Raw genomic sequence first — 26,273 nt, forward strand, 5'->3', positions numbered from 1 at the left:
CATTTCAATTTGCACCAAAATTACATGCTTTAATGAGAATTGCAGACTTTATTGTGACAAACTGAATTGAATTCTTCCACCAAATGTAGTTCGTGCATTTAGGAAGCTAGTAGATACTCGTGGGTCGTTAACGCTTCGGTCGAAATACAGGGTTACTAGCAGGGCTTCGCTAATCTTGTAATCTACTGTTGGATTGAGCCTGAAGGTCATTATACCATCTGTTATGATAGGATCTTCATCGATTCTACGTTGAACAACCTTGGTGTCTGAAATGGTGAGTCCCATGTTGAACCTGAGTTCATTTGGAAGAGACTCTCTTCGGCCATTTATTCTGAACGGTATTTGAACTCCAGATTTAGCGAAGCCAATATTTAGAACAAAATCTTTCTTTTGCCTTTCAGTGATTTGAATATTGGATAGGTTAAGTCCTAGGTTTCTTTCTCTATTGTAATCTAGCCTAAGCGTCCAGTTGCCTTTTGTTCTCATATTCATTCCTATAAATGGAGCCATTCTTTCTGTCATTACTACTTGTTGGGCTAAATAGACAGGAACTAAATCTCCGTTTTCATTGAATTGAGAGGCCAGGCCAGCATCTCTTAAGCTATAATCTAGCGTTAGGCCTGTTGTGTAAAGAGGCGAGTTTACGAAATTACTGACATCATATTGGCTAGCATAAGCATGGCTTATTGAGAAAGTGCTGAATACATCGCTAATGCCCGGAAGTTTAGAAAGACCGTTATAATTAATGCTCCAGTTAGGAATAGGTAGTTTAGGGAATGGACTTAGGTTTACACTTTCTGGATTTTTGCCCGTATATGCAGCTATGAACGCGGGAATTACAACTTCTTGAGAGTTAATATCGTATTCCCCGTTTTCATTTAGGCCGTCAAGCCTTTGCTTTAAGGCGCTTCTGTAATTTTCAAAATTTTCAAAAAGAGGAGAGGTGTTATCTTCATTATCTTTCTCAAAGGCTGTTTTAATCATCATGAATGAGATGCCATAAGTACCAGTTCTATTTGGGTTAATGCTGACAAAACCGGGATTATCGGCATCGTTTCGGAATATTTCTTGATAATTATCTGTGTAGTTTTTGCGTCCGTTTACATTAATTCTGAAGTCTTGGAATGGCTCTACTACAGCATCGAAGCCATAGGTAGTAGTTCTATTTTGTTGAAAAGGTGAGGTGAGGAATTCGCTTGGAGCGTATAGGCTGTTATTCGCCAATCTGTTTCTTATACTGTTGTCTTGTGAGCCTAAAACAAAGCCAAGGCCTGGGTTTTCAAATCCTTTGTCTAACCCGAAGAGATAGACGTCTGGCATGTATCCCGGTAAAATGGTGCCTTCTGTTCGGGCATAATTAAAGTTGACACTTCTAAGCGACATAAGGGCTCTTAAGAAGCCTTTCCAGAACGGTATTTCAGATATACTCTTTCTTTGCGTTGAGTCTGCCGCAGCAGCGTTTGAGCCAGGCCTGGTTCTGCTTCTGGTTGGTGTGTTAATTTTCTTAAGTACACCGATGTTATTGTAAAGCTTCACTAAGTCTAGCTTACCTGTTACCCCATACTTTCTATTATTTCTGGCTGTATTTCCAAGTGTGTCTCGCTGGCCTATAGCTCCAGCTATCCAATTAAATGTGGTGGTATAATCAACGTCAGAGCTAATCCAGTCTGTAGCTGGCAGTTTATCGAATGGCAGGGTATAACCAGCAGTTATACTATGGGTATAGTTTTTAATTCGGCCGAATTTTTTAAAGTTGTTCCATATAGAGTCTCGTTTTACATCGGTATTAATATCACCCTCAGGTTCGTCAACAATGGCGTTTACCGTAGCTGTGTAATCTAAAGTGAGCCTTTCTGTTAGGTCCCAATTAACTGCATATCTTCTGTCGAAGGTGAAAGACTTTTCGTAATACGGATCAATTCCATCAGTGCCCAAATCTGCATTGCGCAACTGTGTCTTTAGAAAACTTCTGTTTACATCGCCATTGACTGTTATGGAGGTAGGGATCGGGTTGAAGTTGATGTCTTGGATTAGCTGAAGCCATTTGGAGTTCAGAAATTCAGCATTTTTAAAAGGAGCTATATTCAGTGGGGCAGGGTTATAACTGTAATTAATAGCGCCTCTGTAATTTCTGTAGGCGTATTCGGCAGTATTGATATTGCTTCGGTCTATCTCATTATAAGCATAGGTGAAGCTAAAGTTTTCTATGGCCCAAGGTAAGTTAAGGCCTCCTTCTCCAGTCCTCCTTTTTCGTACGTTTGAAAAGTTAAAGCTCCTTCTTTTAGATACATCAACCACCTTGTCAAAATAGTCATCTCGTTCTCCTTCATCATCGAAAGAATTCAAAACATCTTCTAACGGTAAATCTGGGTCTAAAGGATCGAACTGAGGGACTGATCGAGCGTGTTCCACACTGTAGAACGCTGGGATTTCTAAGCCCCAGTCTTCTGGGAAAAACTTGTGTAGTGCTACGCTGGTAGAAATATCATAGGCAGTCATTTTTTCTCTGTTTCTTTCCGAAACCTTATCTGAGATTCCACCAAAACCGATTGATGAGTGAGAGAATGAAGCAGAAACATTTCCTAAATCTGCCAGCTGAGCATCTAATCGAGCATTAGCTGCCCAACCAGACTTAGAGTCAAAGTCTGTAACTCTAAGTTCATTTGCCCAGAGGTAGAAAGTTTTTGGTTCGGCATCTAGAGAGCTAGGGTTTCTAACCCCAATCATTAATGTCTGAACAGAGCTCATATCTGGCCTACCTACAACAGTAACATTGTATTTGCCAACAGTAGCAGTATATGGTAGGTTGAGGTTGGCGTTCATTCTATTGCGCTCTGCTTTTACTTCGTAGAGATCGCTAAAGGCTATGTCTATTTCATTTTCTTCAGGCCAAATGAGTTCTGGAGAAATGTCGCCTGATTGAGTCATGGTAAGCGGAACCTCTACCTCATAATAGTTCTCGGTGAAATCGGTACCTAACCTTAAGAAGGCAGTTACCTCGCCTGGTTGAAGATTATCTGGACTGTCTGCATGCAAGAACATTTTTATTCTTCCATAATTGACCATGTCCATAGTTACGTTTTTATATACCGCTCTAGCATCTCTATCTCTAAGTCCATCTACATAAAGTTGAATGGACTGCTCATTTCTTCTACGTTCAACAGTTGAGGTATTGTCTCTGTCTCGCTGAATGCCTGGAGGGAGCACATAAGGCGGTCTGCCATCTGCTGCCTGACTATTGTCTTCAATGTTTACAACCCCTACAGTAAAATTGGGGTCAGATGGTTCAGGTATTTCAAACAGCCCTTTTTCATATAAACTTTCTTGGAAGGTTCTCCACTGGCTACCAACCATTCTGAAATTGACAAACCTTAAAACAACTGGCTCTTCAAATTCGGTGAGGTAAGTTCTTACATATCTGATGGACTTAAACCCGTTGATATTTCCTTGTACGCGGTCTGGTTTTCTAACAGGAATACGGAAAAGGTACCAGCTGACTTGGTCGCCATTTACTTCATTGGTTACTTTATCTACAATATTGTTGGTGCCTACCTGGAATTGACTTGGTCGAACATCAATTTCATACTCGTAATATTCCTCTAAGTCGGCCAGAGTATTATCTCTATTTAGGTCTTCATTGTCTGGGAGGTTGCTGTTAGAAGCGGTAAAAGTTTGATTGCCCGTAGATAATGGGCTATTACCTTCCATGCCGTTGAAGTTTTTATATCGGGCTAGAATCTTTACATCAGCAGCATCTAATTCATCGCTTAAATAGTACTGGAAGTTATCTCCCGATGGATCACTTTCTAGCGCAGCTCTAACCTCTGCACTAACATTTACACTAGATAGGTAATCGGTGAAAAAAGTGACTTCGTCTGTAGACTTGAGTCCGTCTAGTCCAACGTCTTGATTTTCTCTGGCGCCTTGGCTATTGTCGAAAGCTGGATTTAGGTAGGGCTGGTTGGTTACATAACCCCATTCGTTAACCACCACATCGTTAGGGTCTGTAGAGCCATCTGTAGGAAGTCCTTGCTCAAAAGCATGTCTTTCATCCTTCATTAAGTCTTCTGAAATACTACCCAGGTTGAGGAACATTTTACCACCAGTTGTATTGGCTTTTGGCGGGTTTATGCCATCATCTATTTGGCCTCGTGGATTCTGAGGTGTACCGTTAGAGCTATTTATAAACGGATCCATCATCCAGAACTCTATGTACTCAATATTGGTCTTGTCGAAATCTACCTCATTGGTGATGGCTCTAACAATTCCTCCAAAGTTCTTTTCGGGTTCAGGTAGTGTTCCATCTGGGTTCAAGTCAGGATTGTAATTGTACATTCCTCGCTCTGATGGATAGTAGGCGATATCAAACGATGGCTCGTTTACCACAATTTGTTGAGGGTCTCGTTTTATTACTTCTGTTTGACCAATAGAGCGCACATAGTGGTTTTCTAAGTCTTCAGGAGTAATATTCTGTGGCCTGTTTCTGCCAGAAGATCTGTAGAAAACATTGTCTATGGTGTACCAAGCAATTTTTGCTCTTCTGTAGTTGGCGCCTAGTCTGTCTGGTGTTTGATTGGATAGGTCGAACCTATTGTCATCTGTTTTCGGGGTAGATGCAAGTTTCCAACTTTGAGGATTACTGAGACTAAAAGGTGTTACTGTGGCTTCAAAATCGTCTATGTATGAGGTGCTCGTTCCATTTACTTGGTTTGAAGTACCTGGAATGAGCTGGGCAAATTCGCCACCCATAGTTATTTTAGATGGTGCTTTAGTGTCTATAAATGGAAGGGCATCTACCATTCTTGTCAGTAAGCGAGAGTCTGCACTATAGTTGAAATCTAAGCCCCACATGGTATTGCTCACAGGTTCATTCCCTATGTTTACTCTAGATAGTTGAGGCCTTTCATTTAGGTGTAGGAGGGTGAGGCCAACATTGGTTTTGTCATTGACTACATAATCTAATCGTGTACCTAAGAGATTTCTCGCCTGAAAACTGAAGAGGTCTGCCTTTTCATAAGTTACACGGATCTTTTTTCCTGAATTAAGGATAGATGGGTTAATGATGGTGACCTTTCCTATGGTGTAATCTACCGTGTAATCAGAGCCTTCAACAAGCCTGGTACCACCTGCGGTAACCACTACACTACCTTCGGCCACTTGAAAGGCATTAAGGTTTATTTCATTGGTAGAGCCAGACTGCAGGCTTCCTTTAATAAAGTATTTATTCAGTCTGGAAATTAGCTGAGCATCGGCACGGGTTGTTTGGTAAAGCGTGTCGAATACATATTTGTCTTTTAAAAACTGTTCAGAATCTAGGAATTGTTCTTCTAGCCTATCGCCAAAGGGTTCTAAATAGGGAAATACCATGTAGCCTCTATCAGGATTTATGGTTACGCCTTCTACATAATCGAAATTACCGTCTTTCTGTGGGTCGCCATTTTGATTAAGCTTATCCAGTCCCATAATTTCTATGAGAGGAATGTCTTTGGTGTTCTGGCCTTCGTGCAAACTAGGGTTATCAATTCCCGTATTATCATCGCGGTAAATGACCCTTAATTGAAACGATTGCTTTTCTATGTTGGCAGCATTGAGGTTATAGATGTTCTTCATCATCAGGTTCCAGGTAGGAACTTGAGTGTTGATTTTATTAGGGCGAAGCATCTTTAGGAAAATGATGTCTTCTTCACTTCTTCCTTGATAGTCTTCGGTCATTTCACCCACCTTGTAATTTCTGCCTTGGTAGTTGTACTCGAAAGAAACGGCTAGCACTTCATCATTTTGTAGCTGTCTGCTTAGAGAGAGAAAGCCTAAAGCGCTATTGAAGTAATATTCGGAAGGATCGAGTTTTCGAGCACCAGTCACCTTTACAAAATCCTGACCATTCTCTAGGTTGTATTGGTTTTCTAAAATTCCACTTACCTGATCTGGTCGTCTCAGACTAGGGTCGTTCTGAAGGTTAGAGAACAGACTATTGGCACCATTGCTAGTAGGGGAGGAAGGGTTGCCGTTGCCCACAAAGTTATTACCATCTCTATATATTACATCGCCTTCACCTAAATCCATAAAGGCGGCAAAGTTTCGCAGCGTTTGAGTGTTATTATTTCGGTTCAACACGTAAACCTCAATTCTACTTATTTGTACACCAGAGATTACTGATGGAATACTACGTAGCCAGTTTTCATAATTATCTCTGAAAAAATGACCTAAGAAAAAGTGTCTGTTTTCATCATAATCGCTGGCTCTTATCTCGAACTCATTCCTTTGTACACCACCCTCTACTTCAATAGATTCTGAGGTTCCTCTTTGAGATGCCGCAAGGGCTGTTACATAGAGCCTTCCGAATTGTAACTGAGTCTTAAACCCGAAGAGGTTTTGGCCTCCAGTTATTAAGCTATTGGCAATTGGTAGGCTTACATTACCAATCTCCATCGTTTTTATAATGTCGGATTCAAGGCCAGAGAAATCTACTTTTAGTTCGTTTTCAAAATCGAAGGAGTTGTTGTTGTCAAAATTGGCATTGATCTTCATTTTGGTACCAATAGTGCCATCCAAACTCATTTGAATGTTTTGGTCAAACTCGAAAGTACCGTTTCGCTGCTGCCGAATAGGAATGGCAGGGTTGTCTACTCTTTGAAAGCGTGCACCAAAATCGAGCAGAACAGTTCCATTGGTATTGATTAGTATTTGGTCTCCTCCAAATAGTCTATCGAAGAAAGGGTTTAGAGCAATAGGAGGAATGAGTCGACCTCTATTGGCAACAGCACTTTCTCCATCTCTGGCTTTAGATCGTTCTTTAAAAAACTCACGATTATCGGCCTCAATACGCTTTTGAAGTGCTTGGCTAAATGGAACATAAGCGGGTGGCCGAATAAAGGAACTCCCAACTTCTTCTGATGTAATAATATTCTTGCTTGTGTCTACAGCGTAATTTCTGTTGTAGAATGAAGCATTGTTGAAAAGTAGCGGAGAGTTTAATGGCTTTCTGAAAATTGGATCGCCAAATGGGTATCTAGGTCTGTAAATTGGGTATGGCGATGGGACATACTTAGTAGTATCGACCTTTGTGGACGTAGTGTCTTGCGTTTGAAATAAAGCAAAGGCAGGCGTTGAAATGCTGCTTGCAATCATTCCAAGGAAGAAGATGACTAATATTTTCCGCGTGTGGTTAACCAATACTTAAGAAATAGCTTAGGCTGCTTTGAGTGCCAACTTTATCAATTCTTCCAGACTTATTTCTCCAGAGCGATCTTTCATTATTTTTTCGATGCTCTTTTGCGCAGCTGCCTTGTTAATGCCTAAGGTTACTAACGCTGCTAGTGCTTCGTTTCTTATGGTGTTTCTGCTAGAAGCCCCAATATTAATCAGATCGCCAGAAGCAGACTCTCTACCGATTTTATCTTTTAGCTCGAGAATTATGCGTTGAGCGGTTTTAGCGCCTATGCCTTTAACACCCTGAATAGTACGTACATCTTCTCCCATTATGGCTTCTTCAACCTCTTCTGGGCTTAAAGAAGAAAGCACCATTAGCCCAGTTGAAGGGCCAACTCCAGAAATAGAAATTAAATGCTGAAAAATGTTTTTTTCATGTTGATCTGCAAAACCGAAAAGTGTTTGCGCATCTTCCTTTACATGAAAGTGAGTGAAGAGTTGAATGTCTTCACGGTCTTTAATTTTAGAAAAAGTGTTGAGAGAAACCTTAACTTCATAGCCAACACCTTGAATATCAATAATAACGAAGGTGGGGTCTTGAAAAGCAAGTTTACCTTTTAGATAAGCAAACATATGTGGCGAGTCTTTAGGAAAAAACAAAAATGGCAAGTAATACTTGCCATTCCTAAAATTAATAAGATTCCTTAATTCCCTGCCCTATTCCTAGTTTTAATGTCAGGTAGTTCTGAATGTAGTTAGTAGAGACTCCATTTCTCGTATTAGCTCTCTGTGGTCTTCGTTAGGGAAAATAACAAAGCCTTCAATATAGTAGAGTTTGCCTTTTTGTTCATCTACAAACGTGTAGCTTACAAAGGTGCCACCTACAGAGAAGTTGTTGGTTTTCCATGCCCCGCGCATTTCTACGGTGTACTTATCTCTGAAGTTGATGTTTCTGAAAACAGGCTGCATATACTTGTTTTCCGTAATCATGTACGATTCTGGGTTGGCAGGGTCTCCATAAATGTACTTCTGACCAATTTCATCACGAAGTTTGATGATGTTTTCTTCTTCAAACTCTTCTTGAGATTTGTAGTCTTTAACATAGACAAATAGGTTCTTGCTAGGGCCTACAGAGGGTAAATAGCGAGCCCACATGAAATCATCTTCTAAAATGGCAAGTTCATAGCTTGCAGGTATTTTGATAGAAATGCCAAGTTGGTCGTTTACTCTGTTTACGATGCCTCGAGAAGCCGTAGACATTCTTAAATCATCGGCTAGCCTTTGCTTCTCTGCAATGTTGAAATAGTTCTGAATAGCATCTGCATTTTCAAGAAGGTTGTTAATAAGTGTTTTGTCGTCTTTAGCGAAAAGCTGAAGAACTTTCTGGCCTCTGGCAAATTGATTTTCAGAGGTTTGCATATATCGCTCTGGGTCATTGAGAATCATTTCTTTAGATGACTCACTGAAAGTGCCTTGCAGCCATTTATCTGCTGCAGAGTTGCCCTCAAGACTAACCACATAAACTAAGTTTCTGGCTAGTTTAAATATTCGATTAAACTCAAATGGTTCAATGATTCTTATAGTGAACATAGGCTCTGTTCTGGTGAGTCCAGGAACAGGTTCTCTGAAGACAGTTTTTATGGCTTCACCAAGTTCGCCTTCGTACTTCTTTTTGTTCATTACAATAACAATCTCACCAGGTTCGCCAGAGGCTTCGGGTAAGTGGGCTTCTTTCTTGGCATTGGCCGTTCCGTCTCCGTCTACATCAACTTGTGCACCATCTTTGCTGTTCGAGCATGAGAAGATGAAAAGGGTTATTAGTGTATATAAAGCGATTTTTTTCATAACCTAAGTACTATTTAGATTCAAGGAAACTATTTCTAATTATAGAAACAAGAAAAACTACTAAAAGTTTAGTTGATTGATTTTACTAATCAATTCTGAGCTTCATGCCAGGTTTGAGCGTATTGCTTCTAAGGTTGTTCAACTCCTTAATTCTGTCGATGCTCAGTCCCTGATACATACGAGAAATATCCCAAAGGGTGTCACCAACTTGAACAACGTGAATCTTGGAATCTGGAATTGGCTGATTCAAAACGTTTTTCACTGTAACAGAAGATGGATCGTAAAAGTCGGGTCCAATAAAGATTTCTAACTTTTGCCCAACCCTAATTAGAGAGCCTCTAATGTTGTTCCATTCGCGGAGGTCGGAGAGCTTTACATTGTGTTTTCTGGCAATTGTTCCCAGCACATCGCCACTTCGCACTCTGTACACAACCTTTTCCTTGCCAAAGGTACTGCCAGGCATATTCTTGGCTACCTTTTCAAACTCCACTTTATCTGCTTCTGCTCTTGTGAGAATATTGCTTTCATTGGCATAATACTTATGAGCTTCTTGTTTCGGTATTCTCAATTCAAAGTTCTTGATTTTTTCAGGAACAGCGCCTTTTTTGATGGAAGGGTTTAGTTCCGCTAGAACATCTAAATCAATGTTGCTCTCTTCTGCAAAAGACTTCAAGTAAATGAACTGATTGGTTTTTATTACCTCATAATCTTGAGGTAAGAGTTCTTCTGTAGTATAAATATTATGAATGTCGGCATACTCCATGGCGTAAACGATGGCTGCAAATTGAGGAACATAAGACCTTGTTTCCCTTGGTAGGTAATTATATACAGCCCAAAAGTCTCCTTTTTTTCCAGCCCTTCTTTCTGCTCGCCATACATTACCAATACCACTATTGTAAGCAGCCAATGTGAGCTTCCAGTCTTCAAACATTCCGTAGAGCCATTTAATATACCTACAGGCTGCATCGGTAGCCTTTTCTGGGTCCATTCGCTCATCTATATACCAGTCAATGTGTAGGCCGTATTGCTTTGCGGTAGGAGACATAAATTGCCACAGGCCTACGGCTTGAGGGCCCGAAACCGCTTTCGGGTTTAGTCCTGCTTCAATAATGGGTAGGTATTTTAGCTCTTGAGGTAAGTCGTATTTGGCTAGGTACTTCTCAAAAATGGGGAAGTAAACTTCCTTTCTTCTGAGCATTTCTCGCGTGTAATCACGATCTCTAACAGTAAAGTAGTTGATGAAGGCATGAACTCGCTCGTTATAAGCAATGTCTATGTCTAGGTTTAGCTCGTTATATAACTTTTCAGTTTGTTCTTTAGAAATGTCAGGAGCATAATCATATACCTCATACGGATGAAGCTCTTCCTGAGCAATACTGAAAATTGAAATTATTGATAATAAAACGACTGATATCCACTTCCTCATTGTCTGCTTAACGCGTTTTGTTCTGCAGGATTTTCGAAAATGCAAAAAGTTTTTCTTCCTCAAAAGCTCCTGCCATAATTTGCATTCCTATTGGCAAGTTCTCACCATCTGAACCACATGGAATAGAAATGGCTGGAATGCCAGAAATTGACGCCTGAACTGTAAACAAATCGGCCATATACATAGCTAAAGGGCTTGTGTGGCTGTTTTGTTTGAAAGCTGTAGTGGGTGTAGTGGGAGTAATAATGAAGTCGCTGTCTGTTAAGATGTTCTCTGTAGCCGTCTTAATTAGCTTTCTAACTTTTTGGGCTGTAGTAAAGTATGCATCGTAATAGTCGGCACTAAGTACAAAGGTGCCGAGCATAATCCTTCTTCTTACTTCATCACCAAAACCTTCTGTACGAGAGCGCTTATACATAGTCTCAAGGTCTTCCGTATTGCTGCTTCTTAAGCCGTAATGCGCACCATCATATCGAGACAGGTTTGTGCTAGCTTCTGCAGTAGTTAAAATGTAATAAGTGGGTAGAATGTAGTCTGCATATGGGAATTCGGCTTCTATTAATTCGTGCCCATCATTACTAAGCTCCTCTACTAGTGATTTGTATGCCTCTCTAATTTCTGGTTGAATGCCTTCGTTAGTGAAAAACTGTTTGAAGTAGCTAATCCTGAATTTTTTGTCTGTTACAGGCGTGTTAAATTCTGGTGTAGGCTGGCTTGAGCAGGTAGCATCTTTGCCGTCTTTTCCAGCAATTACCTGAAGGACTCTGGCATTGTCTTCAGCAGATTTAGAGAAGATGCCAATTGTGTCGAATGAGGAGGCATAAGCCAATAAACCCCATCTGGATATTCTTGAATAAGTGGGTTTAAGACCAGTTATTCCACAAAATGCGGCAGGTTGCCTCACAGATCCACCTGTATCTGTACCCAAAGCAATATGACACATGTTGGCAGCAACTGCAGCAGCTGAGCCTCCTGATGAGCCACCTGGAACTCTGCTTGGGTCTAATGGGTTCAGCGCTGGGCCGTGGGCAGAGTTCTCATTTGAAGAACCCATTCCAAACTCGTCACAGTTTTGTCTGCCAATAACAATAGCATCTTGTTCCAGCAATCTTTCGACTGCTGTAGCGGAAAACTGAGATTCAAAACCTGAGAGGATATTGCTCGATCCGTTTACCTGGTGGTTTTTATAACAGATCAAGTCTTTGATTCCAAAAATTAAGCCGGCCAAAGGGCCGGCTGTGTTATTGGATATTTTAATGTCTATTTCTCTTGCTCTGTGCTTAGCTTCTTCAGAATAAACTTCAACAAATGCGTTGAGATGTTTTCCTTTCTCTATGTTGGCTAGGTAGCCATCTACTAATTCTGCACAGGTTGTTCGATTTTGCTTAAGGTCTTCCTGAATCTCATCTAAAAGATGATAATCCTTCATTAACCTTATTCTTTATCGATTTCTTTTCCAGCATCGTCTACCTCTTTCTTAATCTCTTTGGTAGCGTCTTTGAACTCTCTAATTCCTTTTCCAAACCCTCTTGCCAAATCTGGAATCTTCTTAGCTCCAAATAGGAGAAGAACAATAAATAAGATGACAAAGATTTCGGGTCCTCCCGGCATTCCTATCGCTAAAATTGTTTCCATGCGTATAAAATTCTAATCTTTCAAAGATAGGCAAAAACTATCATTTTAAGCTTTCAAAAGCAATTTGTTTATCAATTGTATGTTTTCTGCGCTTAGTTTTTTAGTCAAGTGGCGGTTTGACAACTTAAGGTTAGTTGGTTTTTGACTGTAACCAGGTTTCTGGGTTTACCGCCCCCTTCTTTCCGTAAATTCTAAACTTCATTTCAGAAACGTTATCGGAATTGGTTAATACTTGGCCAAGAACATCGCCAGGACGGACATCTTGTCCTTTTTGAACGGTTACTGCTTTTAGTTTAGAGTATGAAGTAAAATATTCTCCATGTTGAATAAGTACTGTAATTCCTTGTCCTTGAATAGACATAATTGCACTTACCTTTCCTGGGAAAACCGTTTTGACCACTGCATTGCTTCCCGTCTGAATATCAATCCCTTTGTTGTTAATCTGAACTCTTTTGAGTGTTGGGTGAGCATGGAGTCCATACTTTGAAGAAACAAAGCCTTCGTCCACAGGCCATGGTAGTTTTCCTCTTTCCTTTTCAAAGGCCGAGGTTAGGGCTGTCATGTCAATATTAGCCGCAGCGGCAGCTTTTCTTTCGGCCTCAATTATGGCCTCAATTCGATTAGTAAGCTCGCGTTCAGACTCCCGTTGTTTATCAAGTTCTTGGCGAATGCGTTTTTCTTCCTGCTCCAGTTGTGTTACTAGTCTTCTTTGCTCAAGCTGTAAACCTTGTAGTTTTTGGTTTTCGGTAAGCTCATCATTTAACAAAGCTTGCTTGTTCTCTTTCTGCTTTTCTATTTCTAGTATCTGATCGGTTAAGTTTTGCTGAACGATTTCTATTTGCTTTACCTGTTTTTGCCTTGCTTCACCATACTGCTTTATGTACTTCATGCGCATAAAGAGTTGATTGAATGTGCTAGCAGCAAAGATGAAAGTAAGCTGATTGAAGCCTGAACTAGTTTTTTGAGTAGCATATATCATTTGAGCATACTCTTGTTTCAGCGCCTTTAGGTCTTGTTCCATTGCATCTACAATGCTTTGGTTTTCAGCAATTTCTTCGTTAAGAATGTTTACTTCTGAGTTAATGGCTGTAATAAGAGAAGAGCGAGAAGATATCTGATTGTTTAGCGCTTTCAACCTACCTAACGAAGTGTTTCTTTGAGCTGCCGTTTGGCTTAGAATCTTTTCGTTTTCTTTTATTTTTCTAATGATGTCTGCTTTCTGCTTTTCTAGCTTAGCTCTTTCGCTTTGGGCAAAAGAATTAGGCGCAACAAAGAATGTAGCCAAACAAAAGATGAATACCAGAAAGAAACTATTTGACCTTGTCATACCTGTCTGGAATGCTAAATGGGAAGCTAAGCGATTCTTCTTCAATTTTAACTCTGTTGTGCTCAATGTCTATTTCTGCTTCTTCTTTTTTACCTTCTTGAAAGTAGGTGAGTACCATTAAGGCCTTGTATGCAAAAGGCTTTTCTTCTAAAGGTTTAAACTCTCCATACTTCAATTCTAGTGTGTTGTCGTTTCTTAAAGTTGTGGCGAAAAGGTTCTCTAATCTTCTGTTTTTAGAGCTTACCATGCTGCTTACCCTTAGGTCGCTTACACGTTGGGTTACGTAGAAATTGTTATTCTTTTCAACTATATCATCATTTTTGGTAATGGGGATTGGCATGTCTCCAATAATGATGGCTTGGAATATAGCGTAGTTAAACTCGAACTGAAATCGTTGGTTGAGTTCTTGGAAGCTGTATGCAGCATATTGTCTATGGATTCTATCCATAACAATTACGGAGTCTTGTGTTATCTTTCCCCTAACTCCTTCAATTCCAACTCCATTGCTCAAAGTAAACCATATTAGGCTGTCTTTTTTGATTCTAATGTTCGCGGTAGCTTTGGTCTTTTCTTCTCCGTTTTTGTATTTGATTTTGGAGCGAGTAGAGATGTAATCGTATTTAACTTCTTCTATGGTTAAAACCTCTCTCGGGGAGAACTTAAAACCTAAGAAGCGTTTGTTGCAACCAGTAATGAGCAAGATCATTAGGGTGAAAACTAAGATAGATGCTCTTTTAGTCGTTTTTTTCGCTAGCAATTTTTTGATCTATTTTGTCTGAAGCGCCACCAAACTCTTTTGCTTTAACCCAATATTTCAGGGCGATATCGGTCAACTTAAGCTGTTTGTAGATATCGCCATAGAGTTCCATAGCAGCGCCATCTTTATTATCCTCAAATGTATGAATATTACTTAATAGTAAAACGAGTGCCTCAGCTGGCTTATCGGAAGAATATAAAGCTAAGGCCCTTTGGTATACGTCTTTTAAATCTTTTTCTCCTACGGTAAATCTATTACTAATGGTCTCGGTACTTTCTGTGATACTATTGTGAGTAGCCATGAACTTACCATAGCTTATACTAGTTTCTGGGTGAATTTGGTTAAGCTTTAATGCTTGTTGGTACAATTGAGAGGCTTGCTGAATTTGATTATTCATTTCAGCTATCTCAGCTCGTTTTCCAAGAATTTGACTAGTGAGTAATTCATTAGAGCGAGTCATTCGAGATGCTTGGTTCAGGAGATCTTCGGCTTCGTCTGGCTCATTAAGGTTTATTTTTGCGCTGGCCAGATAAATGTAAAAGATTGCCTGATTAGGATAAAGCATTAAAGCTTCGTCTGCATCTGCACTTAAGGCCTGCCAGTCTCCTGTGTTGTACTCATAAGAAAGCACCTTGTCCCAAACTTTAAAGTCGCCCGGTTTTAATTCCTTCAGCTGCTTATATCTGTTGATGGCTTTTACTTGAAATAAGTCTCTCTGGTTGCCAGAGGCAATTTCAGCCAACTTGGTATAAACATAGGTTCCATTCTCTACAGCTAGTGCCTCATTAGGGTATTGACTTTCCAGACTGGTTTGAAGACTATCGATCAGGTCGATGGGTAAGTCAGTGCTGTTTTCTAGAATAAGCTGCCCTAGGAGCAAGGTTTTATCAGTTAAAGAGGCTTCAGGATCGCCAAAAGACTCTATCAGAAGATCGTATTTAGCTGAAGACTCGCCTTTGCCCTCGTATAGGTTTGAGAGGAGTATTCGCATTTCTGCGGTTTTGTTTGGCTCTGCTTCAAGGCTTGCAATAGCCAGCTCTGTTTCTCCTAGTGTATTTAACAGATTAGCGTACTGATATTTTAAATCTGAATCGGAAGGGTGCTGAATTATCAGTCTTTCCATTAACTCTGTCGCTTTTCTTTTTTTAGATTCCTGTACGTACATCTCCACCAGCTTCATGCTTTCGTCTAGCGTAAGATTTTCCGTGCTTTCAAAAGCGATAATAGCATCTTTCTGTTTGCCTGTGGCTTGAAAGGTTGTTGCTAGCTCAACCAAATATGGCTTATAATCCGTTGTGTTTTCGGTCATCAGTTGATAGAACCGTGAGGCTTCTTGCATATCTCTATTGGCCTTGGCCAGCTGAGCCCCCAAAACGTAGTAGTATTTAATGTTGCTTCTTATGTTGATGGCCTCCATGATGGCTTCTAAACCTTCTTTTGGTTTATTCTGACCTAAGTAGATTTCGGCCTTTTTAAAATAGGCTGCGTGGTTTTTTTTGTCTACTTCTATAGACTTATCTAAGTATGCTAAAGCCCTTTCAAAATCTTCTAGTAAGAAGAACTTCTCGGCTTCAATCATCATGAATTCTGCGTTGGACTGCTCATACCTTGTGGCTTCTTCTTTTATTTTTCCTTCAACGCCTTGAGCTAAGGTGTTCAATCCTGCCAGAAGGAGGGATGAGAAAAATAAGTAAAAAGGGAGCTTCAACTTCACAATTAATACACGCAACGATTGATCAAGCAGATTGGTTTAACATATCATTTTTAGGCCTTAGCTTTTGTTGCTAATGGTTTTATACGTCAACGACTTACCTTCTCTGAAATACATAAATACAGCAAAAATTGCAGTAACAAGCAAGTCGAAACCATATGAAAGCCAGCGATTAGCAATCTCTATTAGTCCTTCACCATAAATAATGGCCAAACCGAGTAATAGGTAAATTATGAGTGGTTTTAATTTATAAGGAACTGGAAATTCCTTTTTACCCTTGAAATAGCACAGGCTACACATCACTATATAGCACAGTAACGATGTAATAGTTGAACCATAAAACCCTAGAATTGGAATAAGTAATATATTGCCTATCAGTGTGATAAGTGTTCCAGCTAAGGCGTAATAGGTACCATAAATGGTTTTGTCTTTAATTTTAAACCATACACTCAGGTTTACATAGATGCCGTAAAAGAGTTTGGCTAAAAGAAGAAGCGGAAGTACATATAAAGCGGCTTTATACTCCTCTTGTTGAAGGAATAAATCGCTCAATAGGTTCATATTCAGAGCAACAGCCACCATTACGAAAATGTTGAATACAACGAAGTAGTGCATGATTCGCGCAAAAAGGGCGGGTGCTTCTCTGTTTTCCGCATGGTTGAAAAAGAATGGCTCTACTGCATATCGGAAAGCTTGAATGCCGAGCATCATAATGACACTTAGCTTAACTGCACTGGCAAAAACGCCTAATTCAGCCTTGCCTAAAATAGCTTCCATAATGATGTTATAGCCTTGTTCATTGAATATGCCGCCTAACCCCATTAAGAAAATAGGGAATGCGTAAAGGAACATTGGCTTAAACGTAGGCCAATGAATTTTAAGCTTTAAGCTTCTGAATTCAGGCCATAGAAACGGCAAGTAAAGTGCGTTGGCAATCAGGTTCACCATAAAAATATACCCAACTCCATAAGCTGGCTTATAAAAGCTTTCAACAAACCCCGCTAAAGAGGAGAGGTATTTACCTGCCAGAATATCAGGGAAAACAATAATGAAAAGTAGGTTTAGTAGTATGGTAACAGTTATAACTCCAGACTTCACTAGAGCAAATTTTAAAGCTTTTTCTTCTAGCCTCAGTTTGGCAAATGGAATGGCTACAATGGCATCTATAAAGAGAATGATGGCCATGTATTGAATGTACTGTGGAGCGATTCCTTCGCCTAAAAGCCCAGCAATATTGGGTGCAGTAAAGAAAATGAAGCCAGAAAGAAGGGTGGAAACCAGTAGCACTGCTGTGCCAGCATTGTTAAAAGCATCTTTAGCATTTTCTTTTCTTGAAAACCTAAAGAAAGCCGTTTCCATACCGAATGTATAAATAATCAGCATGATGGCTATATAGGTATACAAGTAGCTAACACTGCCGTATTCGGCTTCATCTAGTCTATCAGTCCATATGGGCAATAACAAAAAGTTGAGTACTCTGCCAAGAATACTGCTAATGCCATAGTAGGCTGTCTGACCTGCTAGTTTTTTGATTTGACTCATTGGGTAAATAGAGCCTAAAGCTATGGTTTGATTTAAAGTTATTGGGCTGCCATGTGGCAGCCCAAATATTATAGCTAATAAACGTAAGTTTTCGCGAAGGTTATATTATTCGCCTTTAAACTCTGCTTTTCTTTTTTCTAAGAATGCTTTTGTGCCTTCAGCAAAGTCGGTAGTTTTTGTACAGGCTGCAAAGCTGTTAGCTTCTGTCTGATAGCCATTTTCTTGTTCGTTATAAACGGCATTTACGCAATCAATAACTAAACCAATGGCTATTGGAGCCTTGCTTCCGATTTTCTTTAGAATTTCTTCGCACTTAGCCAAGGCAGAGTCAGTATCTACCTCTACGTGGTTTACTAAGCCTAAAGTTTTGGCTTCTTCTGCACCAATCATATCACCAGTCATACAAAGCTCAAGAGACTTTGCTTTGCCTACTAATTGAGTAAGTCTTTGGGTGCCACCATAACCAGGGATTATTCCTAGGTTAACCTCTGGCTGGCCAAAGCGAGCGGTTGCAGTGGCTACTCTCATATGGCAAGCCATGGCCAATTCGCAGCCACCACCAAGTGCAAAACCATTTACTAATGCAATAACAGGTTTGTGGCAATTTTCTATGGCAGAGAATATCTCTTGGCCGCTTTCGGCAAATTTTCTGGCGTTAACTTCAGAGAGTTCAGCTATTTCAGAAATGTCTGCTCCGGCTACAAAGGCTTTTTCGCCAGCGCCAGTTATAATTACTCCTTTAACTGAAGCATCGTCATAGATTTCTTCAAAAGCAGTTTTAATTTCATCGAGAGTTTGAATATTCAGTGCATTGAGTTTATCTGGTCTATTAACTGTCAGATGAACTATGCCTTCTTTGTTCTCTACTAAAATGTTATTGTATTCCATTTCGTCTTATTCAGTGAGGGCTCAAATATAGTGGTCGCTTTTGGCAAAGTGAAATATTGATTCCGTCTGCATAAAATTTGGAGCAACAATTCATATTATTCTGAGTTAGAATTCTTTAATCAGACATTGGTGATTACCTTTGTGGCCGAAAATAGAACCCCCTAAAAAATGAGTAAAACAGAGAGAATTACAGTTGCCTATGGTGATGGTATTGGTCCTGAAATTATGGATGCTACCATTAGAATTATGGATGCAGCTGAAGTAGGACTAGCCTACGATGTAATTGAAATTGGTGAGAAGGTTTATAAATCTGGACACAAGTCTGGTATTAGCCCTGAGTCTTGGGAAACTCTTCGAAACAACCCTGTTTTTCTAAAAGCTCCAATTACAACACCTCAGGGTGGAGGTTACAAAAGCTTAAACGTGACCATTAGAAAGTCATTGGGTCTTTTTTCTAATGTAAGACCTTTTAGATCTTACCCTCCTTACGTGCCTTCTAACTTCCCTAACATGGATGTGGTTATTGTAAGAGAAAATGAGGAAGATCTTTACGCAGGTATTGAACACCAACAAACTAGCGAAGTTGTACAGACCTTAAAGCTTATTTCTGAGCCAGGTTCTGAGAAGATTGTTAGATATGCCTTTGAGTATGCCAAAGCTTACAATCGTAAGAAGGTTACTTGTATGACAAAGGATAACATTATGAAGCACTCTGATGGAATGTTCCACAAAGTGTTTAATGAAATTGCTAAAGAGTATCCAGATATTGAGGCTGATCACTGGATTATCGATATCGGATCTGCAGTTGTTGCTGCTCGTCCTGAGTCGTTAGATGTGGTGGTTACGCTTAACCTTTATGGAGACGTAATTTCTGATATTGCGGCTGAGGTGGCTGGTTCTGTAGGAATGGCTGGTTCTGCTAATATTGGTATGAACCACGCAATGTTTGAAGCAATTCACGGTTCTGCTCCAGATATTGCCGGTAAAAACATGGCCAACCCTTCTGGTCTATTAAATGGCGCCTGCATGATGTTGGTACAACTAGGCAAAGCCGATAAAGCTGAGCTTATTCAGAATGCTTGGTTGAAGACTTTGGAAGATGGTATTCATACTGGAGACATTTACCGAGCTCAGAGAAGTGTTGAGAAGGTGGGAACTAAAGAATTTGCTGATGCTATAATCGAAAGATTAGGTCAGAAGCCATCTAAACTGAAACCAGTTCAGTACGAAGAGAATGTAAAAATCAGTATCGATGTTAAAGAGAAGCCTGCCAAGAAAAAAGACTTGGTTGGTGTAGATGTTTTCATCGATTGGAGAGGCGATAGCAGAGATGCAAATGAAATTGGTGATAAGCTATTGAACGAAGCTTCTACAGACAAATTGAAGTTGAAGTTGATCTCGAACAGAGGTGTATTGGTTTATCCAAATGGAATGCCTGAGACATTCAAAACTGACCATTGGAGATGTAGATTCACTAATCCTGAGGGTGAAGTTCTTCAGAATGGTGATGTGATTGAGCTTTTGAATAAGGTTGAAGCTACAGGTTTCGATTTTATCAAAACTGAGCACTTGTATCACTTCGATGGTGAAAGAGGTTACTCTTTAAGCCAAGGAGAATAAGTAAAGGAGATTTTAAGGAGCCTCTGTGCTATGTTATTCCAACGGAAGTAGGAATTTCTCTGAGTTAGTAGGTTAACTTCGAGAGATTCCCAATCAAGTTGGGAATGACGTTGGTGCAGGGGCTTTTTTAATTCATCTGACTAAGGAAGTAAGTGCCTGAATCTTCCAATTCATAGATCTCATTGTATGAAGGAGACTTAGCTTTCATAGAAAAAGACACCTCCCAAGTCCCATTGTTCTTTTTGGTTCCTGAAACGCTGAACTCTTCGAACTCAAAAGCTTCGAAATAGCAATAACAGGAGCGAGTGTAATAGACCTCTATATCGGAATCGGCCTGCTGATTCCCTGAAAACGCTGTTACATCCGAAGGGATTTCAATCCAAAAGATTTCTGAAAGCTCATCATCAGCAATATTCTTCTCTTCTGGGTGCGTATATATGAACCTAAACACAGTTTTATCTCCTGTGGTCCAGTTTACATACATTCCTACATCCTCCGAGGGAGGGGTGATTTCCGAATTAATATAAAAGTATCGCTCTGTAGTACCAGGGGTAGTCTCTTTCTCACAAGAGAGTAGACAAATTAACCCGAGACATAAATAGAATAGCTTCCTCATAACCAATTAGACCTAACAGGTAGGTAAAAGGTTGGAAGTTTACTTTCTTACGATGTCGAAATACTTTAGAGGGGTTAATGGTTTGGCCAGCATTTTTTGTGTGCTGCTTAAATATCTGTTCTTAAATCAGTTCTGTTATTCTTTTGACTAAGTATATCATTTCCAAAGAATAGAAAAAATGTTAAATGTAGTCAGAAAAATCAACCTGTGCTTTTTGCATAGTTTTTTACATTCAATGAGACTGAATTTTGGTTAAAGAAGCTTGCATGGGTAGTGAATAGTTAATTTCTCAAAGAGACAAAGACCAGAGATTGTTTTATTGCTTTGAAATTATATCAGTTTTTAATTTTTGTATTTTGATGGTTGAACTTTTTGACTTCGCTAGTCGGATATTTTTTGCTATTTAATCTTTATGAGTTCTTTGAATCTGGTTTCTTTCAAGTCTTCAAAAATAACCCATTTTTTAATTTGATATTTTATCGACTGGTCTTCATTAATTGCTTCTTCAAGTTTTTTATAAAATTTAGGTTTCTCCCCTAATAAGTAATATGCACCAGCTTTTTCAATCAATGCAGCCTTTGGGTTGTTGACTACTTTATTCAGTCTGTCTTTTTGAATGTTCTTCCCTTGGAGTTTACAAGCTAGTTCATGGTTGATTATAAAAATTGAGTCTGTAAAATTATTTGGTTCAAGTGCTAGTCTAGCCAGCTTATGAGCTTCATCGAATGCTCCCACTTTAAGAGATAAGAATACTTCGCTTTGGAGTAAGCTTCTATTCTGAGGTTTTTCTGTTAAAAGTTCCTTGACTAACGCCAGACTTTCGTCCCATTGATTTTCATGCTCTAGAATTTTTAGGTGCATATCTGAATCATTATGAAATTTCGATTCAAAAAGTTCTTTTGCATCAGCAAGACGATCTTGATAAAGTAAGATGTTGAATAAGCTTTTGAGTCGACTTTCGGTACTCTCCAAGTCAATGGCCTGTTGGAGATATTCTCTGGCTTTTTCAATATTGCCAAACAGCTCAAGCTGGATTAAAGACATTTCCTCAAGAAAGTCTGCATCTAGATTGTAGTCTAACTCTATCCTTCTTAGGAGTGATTCGACCTCGGTTTTTTTATGAAACCTTCCATACACTTCTAGCTTTTTCATAAGAAAGTGCTTGTCGCTGTACACCTTTTGTTTAGACATTTTGGTGTCTAGGTATTGAATGATATCAAGATAGTCAGCTTTACTTAGGTACATTATTTCGACCTTTATGTCTATAGCAATTGAGGAATATGGGTCTTGCTCTTCAACGGCATTACTCATTAGCTGGAGCTGTTCTATTTTGTCTTTTTTATCTTCATATAGATCATTAGTTATTAGAGCTTTTTTAAAACGCCATGCATCGTTATCAAGACCTGGAGAGACTTGCAGGCTTTTATCAAGTGTCTCAAGTAACATTTTGAGGTCGATTGTAGTGTTATGAATCTGTTTATATTCATTAATAATTGCCGCAGCTTTTGCATTATATGATTTAAACCAATAAGGGTCGATTGCAATAGTTTGATCATATAATTCAAGTTTTTTTGAAAAGTCCTCTTGTAGATTAGCTAGTTTTAATCGGTAAGAAATTGTGTTTGGAAAATGCTCAATTAGCTCATGAATTAATGTCACAGCTTGATGGTTCTCTTTTAGCGATATCAAACAGTCTACCTTTAGCTTTTTTAAATCCATTTCAGCTTTGAATGAAAGGGAGCCTTTTTTTAGGATGATGTCTATTTTGGCTAGCGTATCACTATATCTTTTTGATCTATATGATTCATACAATTGAATGAGTCTCATCTTTTCTTCTGAAGAGGCCGATGATGAGTTTTTATCAGTTTTCTTTGAAAACTTAACTTCATCATGATTTTGAGTCTTTTCACCAGATTTGGTCATTGAATCCAAAAAGTTCGACAGCACCTCCTCTTCGGATGCCTCTTTAAGTCTTTCCATATCATCTTTTATTATAGATGAATTGGTGCTTTTTAGCTTAGGGTTTGACACTAAGGATTCAATGAATTTATTTTGTCTATTCGAAAGGATGCTTCTCTCTATGGGTAATTCGCCATTATTAAGCTTGCAATTTAGTGAAGCCATTAGTTCATCAAATCCATCAATCTCTACGTAGTAAACTCTGTCTTTCCAGAGTATCTTTTTTACATCCTCGTTTATTTCACTGTCACGCCTGAAGCACCAGTATATACCATTTTTAAAGTATTCTTCCTGTTTTAATAAGTAGTGAATCACATCTAAGATAGACCTATCGTTTCCTGCGTATCCCACAATGATTAATCCATAATCTTTTGCGAATTCAATGAATTTGTTTTTTATGTTATCTTCTAGAGATTCAGTTTCTCTCAAGGTGCTTTTTATATCATCAAATAAGTAGTCGCCATGTAGCTTTATTATTTTAGGCCTTTTTGAGGTAACAGTTATACTACTAATTGCAGAGTCGTGCGCGCATACTATCGGTCTTTCATCTGAATATCTATAGAATGCTTCGTTTATAAGATCATCAAAATTTGTTGTGAAAATGGTTTTAAAGAATCGCGATTTAACGAGTTTAACCAAGTAAGCATAGCCTAATGAAGGTACTTTTGAACTTACTTTTTCTTCAATAAACATTCTCCGCTGTCTTGGAAGGTCATATTTCTTCTCAAATAAGGATGAGTATTCATTTCTAGAATCATACCATCTACTATTTTCCGGTTTCTGTAGAAATTCATTAATAGTTTCGTTCGATATATTCTTATCATCAGGAAAATTGTCGGAGTAAACCTCTTTTTTCCACACATCAATTAACCCTTGTGCCGACTCAATCCCAGATGTAACTGATGCACCAGCTCCTAGAAGCAAACTATAATTGGGGTTGTCTTCGCTTCGTGTATTTACAAACCTTATTAAATCACCAACTTTTCTTTCTTTACCCGGGAGTTCCGAGCGGAGGCCTTCGAATTTCATAATGTGAGTTTTTTATCTGAGACAATCTTTCTAAAAATGAATAGAAACACATTTTAATTAACAATTCTAAAGAAAAATTATACAATTCAAACCCTGTCTATTCAGAAATAGATAAAGGTGTTTCGCTTTTGTCTCAAATTGATGGCGTTCCTTGCGGATGTCGCACTCCTAATGGATAGCGTTTCTATTTTTTTATTAAAAATACTTTGGAAGGTTCTCCAAAATGTCTGCAGACATTTCATCGATAGAATAGTCGGGTTTCCAGCCCCAGTCTTCTCTTGCAGCAGAGTCATCTATGCTGTTAGGCCAAGAGTCTGCAATTTTCTGTCTGAAATCTGGAGCATAGGTAATTTGAAAATCTGGATGAAATTTTCTGATAGAGTTAGCTAATTCAACAGGCGTGAACGAGAAGCCGGCTACATTATAGCTAGATCTTACTTTAACTGATTCCGCTGGAGCTTCCATCAGGTTTAAAGTAGCTTTAATTGCATCAGGCATATACATCATCGGCAGGGAAGTATCTTCCTTTAAAAAGCATGAAAAATCTTCGCCAGCTAACGCCTTATGGTAAATATCTACAGCATAATCTGTTGTTCCTCCGCCAGGTAAAGATTTATATCCAATCAAACCAGGGTATCTGATAGAACGTACATCGACTCCATATTTTTGGAAGTAATACTCGCACCATCTTTCTCCGGCTTGTTTGCTAATACCGTAAATGGTGGTAGGAGCCATTACTGTGTCTTGCGGTGTCATATCTACAGGAGTAGTAGGTCCGAAAACAGCGATTGAACTTGGCCAGTATATTTTCTTAAGGCCTTTTTCCTTAGCAAGATCAAGTACATTGAGTAAGCTAGTCATATTCAAATTCCAAGCCCACTGTGGGTTTTCTTCGCCTTTGGCGGAAAGAATTGCCGCTAAATGATAAATCTGAGTAATGCCATGCTTGTCTACTATTTCACCAAGCTGCTTGGCATTCATTACATCTAATTGCTCAAATGCTAAATGTTTGATGGATGGACTAGGGGAGGAGATATCGGAAGCCACCACATTGTTTTCTCCAAATAATTCTGCTAAACCCAAGGTTAATTCTGAGCCTAATTGGCCGCTTGCACCTATTACTAATACTTTATCCATCCTCATTCTATTTTGGCTGCAATATTAATTAATAGGTTGTACATGTAAAACGTTTGCGTTACCAAAGGCGATTGAATTCTGCTGCTTATATTTGCTCAAACATGGAGTATCCTGATTTCAAAACCTGGCTTAAGCAGAAAAAAATTGATCCTAATGCATTTGCCTCTAAAGAAATGGAAAGGTTTATGGAATTGAAGAAGCTTTTCGATCAGGTGAACCCCAACAGTTTTACTGCACAAAAACTTTTTCTTATTAATAATATTAGAAGGGCTTACCCTTTGCAAGAAGAAGAAGCTGTAGCAGTGAAGAAAAAGCCCATGGCGAAACCAAGAATTGTAAAACCTAAAACGAATTAATATGTACGATACGCTGAAGCCGAAGCTAGAAGCTGAGTTGGAATCTATCAAAGAAGCTGGTCTTTTCAAGAAAGAAAGAGTGATTACAACTCCTCAAGGAGCAGATATTAAAACTGCTGAAGGTAAAGAAGTAATCAACTTTTGCGCGAATAACTACTTAGGCCTTTCTTCTCACCCTAAGGTGGTAGAAGCAGCAAAGCAGGCTATTGATACACATGGCTTTGGAATGTCTTCCGTTAGATTTATTTGCGGTACGCAAGATATTCACAAAGAATTGGAGCGTAAGATTTCTGAGTTCCTAGGTACTGAAGATACTATTCTTTATGCAGCAGCATTCGATGCGAATGGCGGTGTATTCGAACCACTTTTAGGCCCAGAAGACGCAATTGTTTCTGATGCATTGAATCATGCGTCTATCATTGATGGTGTGAGACTTTGTAAAGCAATGAGATTCCGTTATCAGCATAACGATATGGCTGATTTGGAGAAACAACTTCAGGATGCTAGGGAGCAAGGTGCTAAGAACATCATCATTGTAACTGATGGTGTGTTCTCAATGGACGGAACTATTGCTCAGTTAGATAAAATCTGTGATCTGGCCGATAAGTACAGCGCATTGGTAATGAGCGATGAGTGCCACTCAACTGGTTTTATGGGTAAAACAGGCAGAGGAGTGCATGAGCATTGTGGTTGCATGGACAGAATGGACATCATTACCGGAACTTTAGGTAAAGCCCTTGGTGGAGCTAGTGGAGGGTTTACTTCTGGTAAGAAGGAAATCATTGAGTTGCTTCGTCAGAGATCTAGACCATATCTATTCTCAAATACTTTGGCACCATCAATCGTAGGTGCTTCAATAGCTGTGTTCGATATGCTGTCTGAGACTACTGAGTTGAGAGACAAGCTAGAAGAAAACACCAAGTACTTCAGAGAGGCTATGACTAAAGCTGGCTTCGATATTAAGCCAGGAGAACATGCCATTGTGCCTGTAATGCTTTATGAAGCACCTTTAGCTCAGAAAATGGCCGATGCACTTTTAGAGAAGGGAATCTATGTAATCGGATTCTTCTACCCGGTAGTGCCTAAAGGTCAGGCAAGAATCAGAGTTCAGGTTTCTGCAGGTCATGAGAAGCATCACTTAGACAAAGCCATTGCTGCCTTTACCGAGGTAGGTAAAGAGCTTGGGGTGATATAATTTATTATCCATACAACCTTTGACAAGCTTCTGCTTCCAGCATTTGATGGAGTGATTGACTTCTGAATTGTTCGAGACTTA

17 protein-coding genes are annotated in these 26,273 nt (G+C 39.3%); 3 read left to right on the forward strand and 14 right to left on the reverse strand.

Annotated elements, in window-relative coordinates:
• Nucleotides 1–48: 48 nt before the first annotated feature.
• The 11 genes from sov to T7867_RS11335 form a co-directional block, all read right to left on the reverse strand.
• Nucleotides 49–7,128 carry a T9SS outer membrane translocon Sov/SprA gene (sov, locus tag T7867_RS11285; protein WP_322299273.1) on the reverse strand — a complete coding sequence of 2,360 codons (7,080 nt, stop codon included), beginning with the start codon at nt 7,126–7,128 and terminating at the stop codon, nt 49–51.
• 60 nt (nt 7,129–7,188) lie between these two features.
• Nucleotides 7,189–7,782, reverse strand: coding sequence for a Holliday junction branch migration protein RuvA (ruvA, locus tag T7867_RS11290; protein ID WP_288342646.1), 594 nt, complete (start codon nt 7,780–7,782; stop codon nt 7,189–7,191).
• 102 nt (nt 7,783–7,884) lie between these two features.
• Nucleotides 7,885–8,994, reverse strand: coding sequence for a DUF4837 family protein (locus T7867_RS11295; protein WP_068218724.1), 1,110 nt, complete (start codon nt 8,992–8,994; stop codon nt 7,885–7,887).
• 85 nt (nt 8,995–9,079) lie between these two features.
• A complete protein-coding gene (locus T7867_RS11300) occupies nt 9,080–10,420 on the reverse strand; it encodes a lytic transglycosylase domain-containing protein (protein ID WP_273273535.1) in 1,341 nt (446 codons plus the stop codon).
• A 7-nt stretch (nt 10,421–10,427) separates the two neighbouring features.
• Nucleotides 10,428–11,849: an Asp-tRNA(Asn)/Glu-tRNA(Gln) amidotransferase subunit GatA gene (gatA, locus tag T7867_RS11305; protein ID WP_322299274.1), complete on the reverse strand. Its 1,422-nt coding sequence runs from the start codon at nt 11,847–11,849 to the stop codon at nt 10,428–10,430.
• 5 nt (nt 11,850–11,854) lie between these two features.
• A complete protein-coding gene (locus T7867_RS11310; protein ID WP_068218733.1) occupies nt 11,855–12,055 on the reverse strand; it encodes a Sec-independent protein translocase subunit TatA/TatB in 201 nt (66 codons plus the stop codon).
• A gap of 130 nt (nt 12,056–12,185) precedes the next feature.
• On the reverse strand, nt 12,186–13,340 hold the full coding sequence (locus T7867_RS11315) for a murein hydrolase activator EnvC family protein (protein WP_322299275.1): 1,155 nt from the start codon (nt 13,338–13,340) through the stop codon (nt 12,186–12,188).
• A gap of 25 nt (nt 13,341–13,365) precedes the next feature.
• On the reverse strand, nt 13,366–14,088 hold the full coding sequence (locus T7867_RS11320; RefSeq protein ID WP_157717558.1) for a DUF4292 domain-containing protein: 723 nt from the start codon (nt 14,086–14,088) through the stop codon (nt 13,366–13,368).
• A 28-nt stretch (nt 14,089–14,116) separates the two neighbouring features.
• Nucleotides 14,117–15,853, reverse strand: coding sequence for a tetratricopeptide repeat protein (locus T7867_RS11325; RefSeq protein WP_322299276.1), 1,737 nt, complete (start codon nt 15,851–15,853; stop codon nt 14,117–14,119).
• 57 nt (nt 15,854–15,910) lie between these two features.
• Nucleotides 15,911–17,392 carry an oligosaccharide flippase family protein gene (locus tag T7867_RS11330; RefSeq protein ID WP_322299277.1) on the reverse strand — a complete coding sequence of 494 codons (1,482 nt, stop codon included), beginning with the start codon at nt 17,390–17,392 and terminating at the stop codon, nt 15,911–15,913.
• Nucleotides 17,393–17,497: 105 nt separating this feature from the next.
• Nucleotides 17,498–18,280, reverse strand: coding sequence for an enoyl-CoA hydratase/isomerase family protein (locus T7867_RS11335; protein ID WP_273273530.1), 783 nt, complete (start codon nt 18,278–18,280; stop codon nt 17,498–17,500).
• 168 nt (nt 18,281–18,448) lie between these two features.
• Here T7867_RS11335 and T7867_RS11340 point away from each other — a divergent pair, with 168 nt between their 5' ends.
• On the forward strand, nt 18,449–19,900 hold the full coding sequence (locus T7867_RS11340; RefSeq protein WP_273273529.1) for an NADP-dependent isocitrate dehydrogenase: 1,452 nt from the start codon (nt 18,449–18,451) through the stop codon (nt 19,898–19,900).
• Nucleotides 19,901–20,027: 127 nt separating this feature from the next.
• On the opposite strand, the gene T7867_RS11345 is transcribed toward T7867_RS11340, so the two are convergent.
• The 3 genes from T7867_RS11345 to T7867_RS11355 form a co-directional block, all read right to left on the reverse strand.
• Nucleotides 20,028–20,516, reverse strand: a complete 489-nt coding sequence (locus T7867_RS11345) for a hypothetical protein (protein WP_322299278.1) — start codon at nt 20,514–20,516, stop codon at nt 20,028–20,030.
• Between the two features lie 399 nt (nt 20,517–20,915).
• Nucleotides 20,916–23,336: an SIR2 family protein gene (locus T7867_RS11350; RefSeq protein ID WP_322299279.1), complete on the reverse strand. Its 2,421-nt coding sequence runs from the start codon at nt 23,334–23,336 to the stop codon at nt 20,916–20,918.
• A 363-nt stretch (nt 23,337–23,699) separates the two neighbouring features.
• Entirely contained in the window at nt 23,700–24,641 is a 942-nt protein-coding gene (locus T7867_RS11355; protein WP_322299280.1) for an NAD-dependent epimerase/dehydratase family protein, read from the reverse strand.
• Between the two features lie 101 nt (nt 24,642–24,742).
• Between T7867_RS11355 and T7867_RS11360 the strand changes: the two genes are divergently transcribed.
• Both T7867_RS11360 and kbl read left to right on the forward strand, forming a co-directional pair.
• A complete protein-coding gene (locus tag T7867_RS11360) occupies nt 24,743–24,997 on the forward strand; it encodes a hypothetical protein (protein ID WP_322299281.1) in 255 nt (84 codons plus the stop codon).
• 1 nt (nt 24,998) lies between these two features.
• A complete protein-coding gene (gene kbl, locus T7867_RS11365) occupies nt 24,999–26,192 on the forward strand; it encodes a glycine C-acetyltransferase (protein ID WP_288342624.1) in 1,194 nt (397 codons plus the stop codon).
• The last annotated feature ends 81 nt before the right edge of the window (nt 26,193–26,273 follow it).

This window comes from Roseivirga spongicola (assembly GCF_034376045.1).
Classification (GTDB): Bacteria; Bacteroidota; Bacteroidia; order Cytophagales; family Cyclobacteriaceae; genus Roseivirga; species Roseivirga spongicola.